We start from the raw sequence: 12273 nt of genomic DNA, 5'->3' as shown, positions 1-12273 counted from the left end.
CTTCATCGCTATCTGCTACCGGAACCACGCTATTGGGTTTGCAACTCAATATGGAGGCATGAACGCTGTCGGACGCGTTAGGTGCGTTTCTTGATGCTCGCCGCGTGTTGCTAACATGAGTAGGTAGAACATGAGGAGAATCAAGACGCCACGCATACCGAAGGACTTCCCGAAGTGATCATTATTATGGAGCGGATGGTATCCGGGGCATTTGTCGCAGACGGTGGACCAAACAGCGGAACGGAAGGGCCGTATCACACGGCAGATGATTCGCCTCGGGTGTGAATGTGCTAGCGTCAGCTGACAATATCGACCTTACCGGTGCCGATCCGATACAGGCCTCCGACGACTTTCAGCCGGTTCTGCTCAACTGCAGCCGTCAGAATCGGGCCCGTCGATCTGAGTTTGTTCACATTGTCGATCACATTTTTTCGGGTTGCGTGGGCGGATATATCGCCGGCTTGCCCTAGAGATGCGTTCACCGCGGGAGCAAGTGCGGTCACCAGGGATGAAATGTGCCCTGGCGGCGGCTTATCTTGATGGAGCGACTTGATCGTAGCGTCTATCGCGCCGCAATGATCGTGGCCTAGTACGAGGATTAGCGGCGTGTTCAGTACTGCGACCGCATATTCCATACTGGCGAGCGTATCATCATTAGCGAAGTTGCCGGCGACGCGGCAGACAAACAGATCACCGAGCCCGCTGTCGAACACAAGTTCGGGCGCCACGCGAGAGTCGGCGCAGCTCAAAACCGCCGCATATGGATTTTGGCCTTCGACCAAAGCCGAACGCTCGCGCCTGAAATCGTCGGCTCGCGATGTACCCTGGACATAACGATCGTTTCCCATCAGCAGCCGCTTCAGGGCAGCATCTGGCGACAGCAGGTTATCTGGCTTGGGCGTGCCTTTTGCTTCCCTTGCATCGGCAATTTTATTGCCGAATCGTAGGAAAACTGTCGAAGCAGCAAACAACAACAGCGAACGGCGCGAACGCGCAGTGCTGGTTAAATGGTTCATATTTGGAGAATTGGCTGCATGCATGTGTCGCCTCATCGCACGGCCTTACGCCACCCGGTGGCTTCGGCTTCCGCTTCGCTACAAAGCCAGCGTTCGCTGCGCTTCTTCGTCATATCGATTAGTTCGTAGCTGGCTTGCCCTGGCAGGTGATAAATCCGCTCGCCGCTGCGCTCGACAGTGCCTTTTATCAGGCACTCGGGGGACGGTGGTTCCGACAGCAGGACTGATCCGAGCAGTACTTCCTGCGCGTCGATCGGAACCGACCACGCGCCGATGATCATCGTGCCCTTATTGCGGCGAGGCCAGTCCCACGGAGCGATGAACGCTCCCGACCACAGTCCGGCATGGGCTGTGCTTGCCGACAACTCATAGACAGCGTGAGATGCAGCAGCCGATAGTGCCCAGCCCGAGCGTACCATCCAGACATTCACATTCTCGCCTTCGATGAAGCAGTTACCGAGGGCTCGTCTGTACTCATCGACTCTCTGGGTGTGACAATCCCAGGTTCGCCCATTTGAATGCTTGATAAGCTCGTCGCGAGCAGCTACGCCGCAGGCCCATTTGCGACCGTTGGTGTCGAGACAAATCTGGTCCGTCTCAGGAGCTTCGATGCCTGAGAGCCGAACGTTGGTTTTCTCGATCTCGATCGTATTGCCGTCGAGGATGCGCGGAGCACCGCTGAGCGTCGCGGCGCAGACCGGAGATGTGACGAGAGCGAGCAATGCGAACATAATTCCGCGGTTCACCGACAATAACCTTTCGCTCCTGATCCACGTTTCACGCACGATACGGTGCCGATACATTCGACTGCTTGACAGCATTATGTGCGTTATTCCGCCGGCATTTCCGAGCGCTCTATGAGCGCTTCGCCGGAACGCGAACCTACGGCCTGACGCTGCGTAAGGATCAAGTGATTTCTTCGGGGCGGGCGGCGGTATTCTTCGAGCATCGGCTCTCTCACTAGGACCGCGCTGTACCCTCCACCTGAGGGGGAAATCCTCGCGGGCGGGCCGAACGGGCGATGCTGAACAAACCCGAACCCCGGAATGTTGTGTTTTGCAAAAAAGGAGACCGACTATGAAGCGCCGGCGCTCGCGGTGGAGTCAGGCGTTGAGGAGCAACCTTGTTCTGGTCGGCCACGGCTCCCAGCGGCAATCTTGCCGCTGCCGACGGTTCTGCGATGAAATTTCGCATTTCACACGAAAAGATGTGAAAAATCTTGTCTGGCTCGCTCTGACCGATTTAGAAGAAGACGCAATGGAGTTCAGCGTAGACGCCCGCGCATAACTTAGCTCCTTGCGCGAGCAAACCGCGCAAATCCGATGCCTTTTCCGCCCGGCAGGATGATCGTTGATGTCGACCAGGGCAGGTGGAGCACAGTTATAGAAGTGTTTTCCATGCTTCGAAATCCGGATCTATGACGTGCAGACGAATGGGTGCCAGATAAGCTAGGGCCGAGCCAGTCTGGTCCTCGACGTTCTTGCGTACGGCTCTGAGCTTCCCGGTCTGCACGCTCCGAAATGCGCAAGCGCCCAGCGGTATGCTGGGTTGCTACCGGTGAACGGTTTCCGGTAACTTCCTCGCCGGCTTCGTCTCAGCACTCATTTCCTGGTGCCTTCGACGTTGCTACGCAAACTGATGTCCTCACACCGGGTGGAGTGAAGGCGGGAAAACCACATCTCGCAAGCTCGTGCGCGCCGCTGACACTAGGCGGAACAAACGGAATCGCGCGGCCCGACCTTCTTGCGACGGGACGGACTGCTGCGAGAAAGGCACCCGGACCGTTGCGGATGCTAAAACAAAGCAAGTGTAGAGCGCGTATGTCTTGCAATAGGTTCGAGGCGCTCCGCCACTGCGGCAAGATGTTGCTCTGCGGCGGTTTACTCAGGCCTTGGCTCTCCTAAGTCTTCCTCTTCTTTTGGCTCGGTGCGTTGGAACCAGGAGCCAGGGGGAAATTTCGCGATGCGTTTGGCAAAGGAGGATTGTGGCTCCCAATCCTGTCCTTCTCTCTTCTCGAAAGTGATGACCCCGTTGTGTGTAAAATAACGTGGTCCTTGGATACTACAATTCACCAAGAGCAGAACGCGCCACACGCCACCCTTCTCGGCCGGTTTATCATTCCGCTTCGGTAAGTAGTCCACTCCAACTGGTTCAATGATAGTGCAGCGGCCCTGCCGCAGAAGATCGCCGAGCCGGCCTTGCGGGGTAGTCACAAAGTTGAAGTTGGCCGGATCATGCAGAAAGCGAAGATTTGCGTCCCTTTCGCCATCTGCGACTTCACTGGCGATTAGGGAGAGCGCCAGGGCGCGCCAGCCCAATTCCATCGGCTTCGCATAAGTCGACGCAAGTTCAAGCGTGCCGTCGAGGGCGATCTTCCAGGCGATAACGTACTGTTCGTCCGATTTGTTGTCCCGGTGTCTGGTCCACGAAACGAAAATAAAGTCGTTTTGGCCAAGTTCAACAACGCCCCACATTTGAGGCACGAACTGTGCCACCTTCGAGACATTGGAGATAATTTGTTCTATCGTCTCACCATCTTGCGCTCGCCAAGTTGACTTCAGTCGTTCGACAAGGGGACTGTCGCTGGCCCGAATATTATTGCTCATGGCAGCCGGCCAGGCGAGGCAGATTAAAAATCCGACCACGCTAAGCCATAGCGCGGGTCTTCCAGGCATTCTCTTCATAACCCTCGGCCTATCGCGTTTCATCCAAATATCTTGTGAAGCAGGCAACCTCGAACCTGCTATGCCATCGCAAGAAGTTTACGGGGATGCACCCGCTAGCTGTCCCGCGCGAGCAGGCGCTCCCCTCTATGTCATGCGCAGCTAACTTCCCCGGCAGCGACTGCGTCAATTGGCTGAGCTGGACCTGCCCAGAGGAGGAGACTGGGCATTCCGAGGGTCTGCATTCTTCGTGCCAGGCAATAGGCGGAAAATTTCACGGAGTTTGTGTCACTCTTGTCGACTTTCCGACCTTTGCATGTTTTCGATGTTTCTGTTTGGCGTATCCGCCGCAGCTTGTGCATCCATGTCCCGCACCGGATATTTAGCAGAAGAGTTGAACGCCTCGATGCCGGATGCCTGTGGACGGAAGTGGGTTTGCCGCCATTGAGCTGTGTGGTTCGCTATCGTGCCGCCCGCGTTCGAGCTGCGTGATTGCCAAGCACCAAGCCGGCTTGATCCCAGCTCTGAAGTCTGGGTGGCACGCAAATCAACCCCTCGCCAGTTGCTAAATTTCGCCACGTGCCTTGGCCTATTCGCCGCAGATCCTTTAGTTGAGCGAAGAGCTGGCTAGCTGAGGTGCTGGGCGAACCTCTGGAAATCGCAAAGCCGCATTGAAAGCGCTCTGATATAACGTCGGTACTCCCGCCGGCAGGCTGCTTCTGTCCCTTTCATCAATTTAGCGTGCGGCTCCGCCTCAAGGCAGCTCCGATGCTTATCCGGCATCTGAGAAGGATATGTCTGATTATGACATCTCTGATGAGAGAATGTTTCTAGATGGTGAAGTCACAGAGATGCACGGTCATTCGGCTAGCGGATGTCGCAGATTAGCTTGCACATAATCTGAGAGGTTGACGGAAGAGTTCTCCTGCCGATAATCCAAGTCGTCGAGGTTCTCCGGTTCCCATTGATCCGGAGCTAAGAGGGAAGCCGGTGCAAATGCCGGCTCTGCCCCCGCAACTGTGAGCGGCGAGCCGCTGTCCGACGATGTCGCTGAAGCCTGCACGGCTTCGGGAAGGCCGGACAGCAGCGATGACCAGCAAGCCAGGAGACCGGCCCCGACAATATATTGGTCCACGGGCGGGGTGTCTCGGTGGTGCGCCAAGCAGCCGTCGCACGCGCGACTTCTCCTGCCTGCGTCCGCCATGGCCTTTGTCCCCAACAGGGGTTAACGCTATGTCTCCTCTCTCTCTTCCAGTTGCTACGCTCGGAACGCCACGCATCGGCCCAAGGCGTGAGCTCAAGCTCGCTCTAGAAAGCTACTGGGCTGGAAAGATTAGTGAACAGCAGTTGCACGAAGACGCATTCGGCCTACGCGCAGCGAACTGGGCTCGTCAAAAATCGCTCGGCGTCACGATCATTCCGTCAAACGACTTCTCGCTGTATGATCAGGTGCTCGATACAAGCGTCATGGTTGGCGCAATCCCGGAGATCTACGCCGCGAACGGAGAATCCGTTTCGCTCCAAACGTACTTCGCCATGGCCCGCGGATCGCAATGCGGCGAGCAGGATGCGAGTTGCGCCCAGAGCCCGCGGGGATCTGGCGTGCCCGCGCAGGAAATGACCAAGTGGTTCGATACCAACTACCACTACATGGTTCCTGAGTTTTACCGGGGACAGGCGTTCAGACTGTGCTCTCGCAAACCCGTCGAAGAGTATGAGGAAGCGAGGGCTCTTGGCTTTCAGACCCGCCCTGTCCTGATCGGGCCGGTCACATTTTTAAAGCTCGGCAAGAGTACCGATAGTGCGTTCCAGCCCCTCTCTCTCCTCGATGATCTGATACCCGTCTATATCGACCTTCTGCATGAATTAGCCAAACGAGGGGCAAGTTGGGTTCAGTTTGACGAGCCCTGCCTGGTCCTTGATCTGGATGAGGCGGCGCGAAATTCGTTGCTGCACGCCTATAACCGGTTCGCAAAGGAGGGACCCGCTATCAAGATCATGCTTGCGAGCTATTTCGGCGCCCTAGGCGACAATCTGGATACTGCCTTGAGCCTGCCAATTTCCGGTCTGCACGTCGATTTGGTTCGAGCGCCAGAACTATTGGATCAGATCGTTGCTGACGGCCGAAGTGATCTCGTCATGTCGCTCGGTGTCATCGACGGCCGGAATGTGTGGCGGTCGAACTTGCCGTCGCTCCGTCAGCGGCTGAAGCCCTCGATTGCGAAGCTTGGCAGGCACCGTGTACAGCTCGCTCCATCCTGCTCGCTGCTTCACGTGCCGGTCGATGTTGAACTCGAGACCGGGCTCGCGTCCGACGTCAAGAGCTGGCTTGCTTTCTCGGTTCAGAAGATGCGTGAGCTTGCGATCCTGGCGCGGGTACTCGCAGGCGACCAGAATGTTGGGCTAGCTCTTGCCGAGTCGGAATGCGCTGCGACTGCCCGCCGGACCTCGCCGAAGATCCATAATGCCAACGTCGCTGTCCGAATGAGGGCGATCGATCAGACGATGCGCCAGCGCGCCACCCCGTTTGCCCGTCGTTCCGAGATCCAAAGGGAACGCTTTGGACTACCGGCTTTTCCCACCACGACGATAGGATCGTTTCCGCAGACCACAGCGGTGCGAAATGCTCGCGCGGCGCATGCGCGAGGTGCGATGAGCGAGGAGCAATACGACAGGTTCCTCAAAGAGGAGATAGCCCGCGCCGTACGTTGGCAGGAGGACATCGGTCTTGACGTCCTCGTTCATGGCGAATTCGAGCGTAATGACATGGTGCAGTACTTCAGCGAGCAACTCGCCGGCTTCGCATTTACAAGGAATGGATGGGTTCAGTCCTATGGTTCGCGCTGCGTTAGGCCCCCGATCCTGTTTGGCGATGTAGTGCGGCCGAAGCCGATCACCGTGGAATGGTGGCGCTACGCGCAATCACTAACTAGTAAGCCGATGAAGGCGATGTTGACCGGACCGGTGACGATCCTGAACTGGTCGTTTGTTCGCGATGATATTCCTAGAAGCGAGGTCTGCCGTCAGCTTGCGCTCGCGATGCGCGATGAAGTCCGCGATCTCGAGAATGCCGGTGCGGCGATGATACAGATCGACGAAGCTGCACTTCGCGAAGGATTGCCATTGCGCCGGTCGGACTGGAAGGCATATCTCGATTGGGCCGGAGATTGCTTCCGCATCTGCTCATCGGGCGTTACCGATCAAACGCAAATCCATACACATATGTGCTACTCAGAGTTTAACGACATCATCGGTGCGATCGCTGCAATGGATGCGGATGTCATTTCAATCGAGACGTCGCGATCGAAAATGGAGCTGCTGGATGCGTTCAGGAGGTACGAATATCCAAATCAAATCGGACCGGGCGTGTACGACATTCACTCTCCGCGCGTTCCCGAGACGGACGAAATGAAGGAGCTGATCGTGCTAGCTCGGACGCGCTTGCAGGATTCTCAGCTCTGGGTCAATCCGGACTGCGGCCTAAAAACGCGCAAATGGGAGGAGGTTCGGCCTGCGCTCGCCAACATGGTCGCTGCCGCGCGCGAACTGCGCGCTGCATCCGATCCGCAAATCCGTTGATCCCGAGCTCCGGTCTGTTCTCGACAAAGCTAATTGGGTTATGGTGATTTACGCTTTCCACATTATCGAGGCTATCCTTGCCGCTGACAAAATGCCCGGTCCACTTCGTGGACCGGGGAAGGTACGGTCTCGGAGAAAAGATGGTGACGCGTTACGCTAGTTTCGTCGGCCGCGGGAGAATTGCCGGCTGCTCGATCAAGGCGACGACATTCGCCGAAAATCTGCGACCCATTCAAGCAGAAGTGCCGCAGCTCAATCATGCCATGGTACGCGGCCGTCTAGGCTGTGATTTGTCGCTCATGGGCACGTTGGCAACGGCCGCGACAGCAATGAGAAAACTAATGCTTGACGGACACCGCAAGGCACCGGCGCGGATTCGGTCCGCTCGGAGATGCCGTCAGGCTCCCTCAATCAATCCACGCTAGATAGTTTCCGAAGAGAGGACGTCAAAGGCACTCCGTACCCCAACTCACGCCAATCCATTTGGAATAACGGCTATCCGGGCCAGATACGCCAATGCGTTGGCCGCACAGCGATTTGCTCTCCGGTATTCGCGTTGATCCATCCGCCGAAGATCCGGCGGCAAGGAAAGACCACCCGGTGAATTGAATTACCCTCGATCACGGCAATCTCCAGATCCTGATCGAAGGGCGGCGCCTTTCCAAGCTGCTCCCATGTCAGATCATTAGATGCTGGGCGGTGTTCATAGCTGCGGGGTGACAAATTCAGATAACCTTGTTAACACCGCGCACATCGCTTGGGTTCTGCGCGGACGGGCCCAAGCCGATAACGTTCGGATGGCCCGCGTTCTCGATCGCGTCAGCCGCGGCGGAGGGCTATCGGCCATGCGCTGTTGTGACGAAACATGATCCGCTCGCGAACTGAAATATTTAGATCTGCGCCACGAAACGACATCTGAGCTTTGGTCGAATTGATTTGGATCAGCTCAAGGCCTCGGCCGTTGATATTTGTAGCTGTGCTGCACAAGTTAGACTGGACTCCAACTCCAGTAATCCGGCCCGGAGCAGGGTAAATGGTCCGGCCGTCTGTCATATCACGTCCCTTGTTGGTGAGACACATCTCCTTATCCTCCGGCGTCATCGTGTTGGTTGTGTGTGGGGGGCCTCCCTCACGCGCGCATTTTCTTAACACCGTTAGATGGGCGGCATCGCTCTGAGCCCATAGCAGGGCCGTCCCGCAGGCCGATAAAGTAGATGCCGTCGCAAGTCGGCGCAATTTATCATGTGGCCGGTCATTGGCCGCCGCGCGGCTGCGGCTGCGTCTGGTAGCAGTCCTAGGAACGGCAGCGGGTACCCGGGCAAGAAAGCATCATGGGCGTCAAGCATTTCGGTCCGCCGTGCGTCTGACCTTACTAGAAGACCACTTCTATCAGAGGCAGCCGCTGCAGCATTGATGCTTGTCAAAAAGTTGTGCGCGTCCGGGATCGGAGGCTCGTGACCGCTACCAGCCGCAGACGCTCGTCGACATGTTCCGAACTCGCGCTTCAGCCAGCGCCTCGCGTTCTCTGCAACAGACCAACGCGTTGAATTGAGGTGCAACCCACGCCCATGGCTAGGACAACTTTTCGCCATTGCTCCGTGCACGCCGACGGTCAATTGATGCTTCGCCTTTCACTCGGTCGCCTTGCCGGGCGCTGATAGACCTTAAGCTCCGGCGCTGAAGTCCTGGACCGGGCTTATCGAAACGTGGGCTAGGACAAGCGTGATGAGCGGCTTCTGCAATCGCGTCTTCAGGTGGACCGCCGATGCAAGTTCGGGGTTCTTGGTGCCCAGCGATCGCTTGCGCGCATAGCCGCCGGCGCATGGCAGAAATCAGCCCGCGATAAGCCTGCACTTGCGGCAGTCGTTCACAAGACTATCGCGGACAACTCGTAAAGTTCACGGCGGACTTTCTTGGCCTATCTTCGGAGGATCAGACAGACCTCTTGGGATGCTCCTTGAGGCAAATCAAATACTCCCCGCGCGAATGGCAGAATAGTGGATAAGCAAACCACACAAAGAGAGGGGGCATGCCTTCATTTAGCGTCCGGTTTATGAAGATCGTTTGCGACGATGCCGGCGGCGAGCATCGTGCGTGCCAGGCAGCATTCAAGGTCGATGCCGCCTCGCTGAGTGCTGCTGCTCAGCAGGCGGAGACCGATTTCTGCCGGCAAAGGCGGGTCCGCGATTGGACAATCTTCGCCGATGTACTGGAGCTTCGAACACCGCCTGCATGAGCCAATCCGTCCACATCATCTTCGAGCATTCCGCGAGGACGAGCTCTCCTGAGTTGCAAGGGCGTCGCACTTTCCGGGTTTCCAAGGAAGTTTAAGGTCTTCAACTCCGGCCAATGCTCTCAGTTCACGCCCGTGACATTCACCGGCGTCCTCGCCAGTCATGGTATTCTTCGGCTATGGCATCCGGCGCGACGACGTGTTCGTCGAGCATGCCTACGACATTGTGTCCGGCTCCGCGTTTCAATCGGATGAGACTTTGCCCTTTTACAGTGACCGGCGTCCACTTCGAACCTTGGCAGCGGTGCTCCGCATCAGCCTTACTTCCGCCCGCTGCCATTCCGTGCGGTAGCCTTACTGTGGCAAACGTTCCAATTATACAATTTGAACCACGCCGGCAGCCGTATATGGAATCCCGAAGGGACGGCAAATACGTCATCCGCCGGCGAACCTGCCAGGTCAGATAGGTTGAATTCGTGGTGTAGAGCACGTATCCGGCAATGGTGTAGAGCGCATCTGACCAGCCGGCCAAGGCGGGATCATCCCAGTGGGTAGAGAACAGACGATCGCGCTGCTCCGCGTCTGTCCTCTGCGGCAGCGGGCACACAAGCTGGCACGCGGGTCCGCCATCGGATCAAGGACCGCTACCTGGACGAACTGAATGAGGACGTCGAAGGAATTGTGAACACGTTGCGGAAGCTTAACGTGACCGTGCATCGACCGATGACACTCGATGCGTCCACCGTGGAGGTTCGCACCCTTGCTTGGTTGGCCGCAGTCGTGCCGCCGCTCAATGTCCGCGACATAGCGTTAGTGGTTGGAGACGAATTGATCGAGACCCCTCCTATGCTCCGCTCACGATACTTCGAGACGCAATTTCTCAAGCCAATCTTCGCGTCCTATTTCGACCGAGGCGCGCGATGGTCAGTGATGCCGCGCCCGTTGATGACTAACCGTTCATTTGACCGCTCCTACGCCCTGTCAACGACCGGTGGTCCAACGGAACCGATCCACCATCCCGGAACACATCCCTATGACGTTGGCCTCGAGATGATGTGGGACGGTGCGCAGTGTTTGCGTGTTGGACGCGACCTCGTCGTAAATATCGCTACCAAGAATCACGCGATGCCATGTGATTGGCTTGAGCGCCATTTGCAAGGACGATTTCGGATCCACCGTGCCTACAAGCTCTGCGATAGCCATATTGATAGTATGGTCATAGCGCTTGCGCCGGGGCCGCTGCTCGTGCGGTCTCGCGAGGTGGCGGACTATTTGCCAGAAGCAATGCGCAACTGGGACATGATAGTAGCGCCCGAGCCAACCAAAAATAGTTTTCCGGCTTACAACGACGACGATCTGCTGTTGTCCAGTCTTTACATTGATGTCAACGTCCTCTCGGTCGCTCCTGACGTCGTCTTAGTCAACGACGCCTGCCCCGAGCTGGCTCGGATCCTTGAACAGTTCAGCTTTCAGGTTGTCCCGGTTCGGCGCCGCCATAGACGGATCTTCGGCGGTGGGTTCCATTGCGTTACTCTCGACACGGTTCGCGAAGGCGGGCCGGAGGATTACTTCAGCTAGTACCGACGATCGTCTGCTTTCCGGGCAACGATCTGCTAAGCCGCTGCTTTGGGAGCCTCATACCTGGCGAAGCTTATGCTGCATCAGCTAGTTGGAGAAAAATCGTAGCGTAGGCTGGCATTGCCGTAGTTGAGCCACCTAGATAGACTCTCCGCCGCGTTTGAGGTCGACATTGACGGGTGCCTCTCCGGGCGCCGTAAGTCGGGACGTGCACACGCTCACATCTTGCGGCACCATTGTGCGCGTGACCGTCTTCCCTTATCAGGACGGGAGCTTTTGAATGTCATTTGATCGTCCAGTGACTTAAAGGAAACTGTTGCTTCGATGTCACCAGATCGGTGAACAGCCGATCTACGCTTGTGCGAAAAAGAGCCACCACATGTTCGATATCTATTTGAACCAAAGAAACGATCTTTTGGTCGTGCCGAGAGGCTTTGCGATCCCCGCGGGATTGGGCGGGAATTGGAAACGAAAGAAGCGGGCGGTTCGTTTCGTGAGCGACGTCATTCGTCAGGATGTACAACGGCGTGGCTACTACCGACGTCGTTTGATCTCAAGTCGGTCGAAGTCGGCAGTCGAGACCACCTCACGCTCCTAGTCAACGCAGCTATCTAATGCTGAACCGTTCTTCGGAAGAGTCCTGGCAAGATGCAGTCGAAAAGCGTTGCTTACCGCGGCGACGGCAGGCGGGTGTCGTGCAATCGGCTTTAGGAGGAAGCTCTCTTTTGAAAAGCGGCTCGCAGCTCTGGAGCTTACCTCAAAATATGTAATATGGGCTTTTCCTTAAGTCGATGGCGTGCGCGAGTTTTCAGTTGTCGATACTGAAGATACTCGCCTGCAGCCGCACGGTCTGGCGAGTATCGAAGTCGTTAAGCAGCATTTGGCTATCTATTTTAGCAGCGGCCCGGAGTGGACGGACCGTATGAAGCGGATTGCGAGCCGCGCGACCCCACTCGATGTTTTCGGCCAAAAGCTGATCGAGCGGAAGGCCGGGTGCTGGATTATCACCGAAGAGGGAAGAGAGTACTTGAGGCGCTCGAAAACTTAGATCGGGGTACTATGCAGGCGCAGGTTGAGCGAGAGATCGCGCAAGAGCCGAAAGCTGAGCTGCCGCTCCCTTTGGTTTCTCGGCTGGAAGCGAACACGGGCAGAAAGCGTCCCACGGCATGCGATTGAGCCGACGTAAACCGATGTCGACGTGGAG

Annotated in this window: 7 protein-coding genes and 1 riboswitch; of the genes, 3 read left to right on the top strand and 4 right to left on the bottom strand. The window is 56.9% G+C overall.

The window, feature by feature from the left end:
• Positions 1 to 296: 296 nt before the first annotated feature.
• The 4 genes from AB5K84_RS37195 to AB5K84_RS37180 all read right to left on the bottom strand — a co-directional run bounded on the left by AB5K84_RS37195 (position 297) and on the right by AB5K84_RS37180 (position 4258).
• The gene (locus AB5K84_RS37195) at positions 297 to 1040 is read right to left on the bottom strand and encodes a carbonic anhydrase (protein WP_026312601.1); all 744 of its coding nucleotides are present in this window, start codon (positions 1038 to 1040) and stop codon (positions 297 to 299) included.
• An 8-nt stretch (positions 1041 to 1048) separates the two neighbouring features.
• The gene (locus AB5K84_RS37190; protein ID WP_014497787.1) at positions 1049 to 1762 is read right to left on the bottom strand and encodes a thermonuclease family protein; all 714 of its coding nucleotides are present in this window, start codon (positions 1760 to 1762) and stop codon (positions 1049 to 1051) included.
• A gap of 1134 nt (positions 1763 to 2896) precedes the next feature.
• Positions 2897 to 3622: a hypothetical protein gene (locus AB5K84_RS37185; protein ID WP_014497786.1), complete on the bottom strand. Its 726-nt coding sequence runs from the start codon at positions 3620 to 3622 to the stop codon at positions 2897 to 2899.
• A 345-nt stretch (positions 3623 to 3967) separates the two neighbouring features.
• On the bottom strand, positions 3968 to 4258 hold the full coding sequence (locus tag AB5K84_RS37180; protein WP_131234261.1) for a hypothetical protein: 291 nt from the start codon (positions 4256 to 4258) through the stop codon (positions 3968 to 3970).
• 351 nt (positions 4259 to 4609) lie between these two features.
• Positions 4610 to 4811: riboswitch (cobalamin riboswitch) on the top strand.
• 101 nt (positions 4812 to 4912) lie between these two features.
• Between AB5K84_RS37180 and metE the strand changes: the two genes are divergently transcribed.
• The 3 genes from metE to AB5K84_RS37165 all read left to right on the top strand — a co-directional run bounded on the left by metE (position 4913) and on the right by AB5K84_RS37165 (position 11069).
• Entirely contained in the window at positions 4913 to 7258 is a 2346-nt protein-coding gene (gene metE / locus AB5K84_RS37175; RefSeq protein WP_011084864.1) for a 5-methyltetrahydropteroyltriglutamate--homocysteine S-methyltransferase, read from the top strand.
• A gap of 2029 nt (positions 7259 to 9287) precedes the next feature.
• On the top strand, positions 9288 to 9494 hold the full coding sequence (locus tag AB5K84_RS37170) for a hypothetical protein (RefSeq protein ID WP_026312600.1): 207 nt from the start codon (positions 9288 to 9290) through the stop codon (positions 9492 to 9494).
• 702 nt (positions 9495 to 10196) lie between these two features.
• Complete coding sequence (locus AB5K84_RS37165) at positions 10197 to 11069, top strand: glycine amidinotransferase (RefSeq protein WP_197535737.1); 873 nt, start codon at positions 10197 to 10199, stop codon at positions 11067 to 11069.
• Positions 11070 to 12273 lie beyond the last annotated feature (1204 nt).

Source organism: Bradyrhizobium sp. 1200_D9_N1_1 (genome assembly GCF_052075915.1).
Lineage (GTDB): Bacteria > Pseudomonadota > Alphaproteobacteria > Rhizobiales > Xanthobacteraceae > Bradyrhizobium > Bradyrhizobium diazoefficiens.
The sequence above is the reverse complement of the archived record's forward strand: the minus strand, read 5'-3'. Positions and strand labels throughout refer to the sequence as shown.

Coding starts and splice junctions, on each gene's coding strand:
- AB5K84_RS37195 (WP_026312601.1), bottom strand. CDS start 1,040: ATGCATGCAGCCAATTCTCCAAATATGAACCATTTAACCAGCACTGCG.
- AB5K84_RS37170 (WP_026312600.1), top strand. CDS start 9,288: ATGCCTTCATTTAGCGTCCGGTTTATGAAGATCGTTTGCGACGATGCC.
- metE (WP_011084864.1), top strand. CDS start 4,913: ATGTCTCCTCTCTCTCTTCCAGTTGCTACGCTCGGAACGCCACGCATC.
- AB5K84_RS37185 (WP_014497786.1), bottom strand. CDS start 3,622: ATGAGCAATAATATTCGGGCCAGCGACAGTCCCCTTGTCGAACGACTG.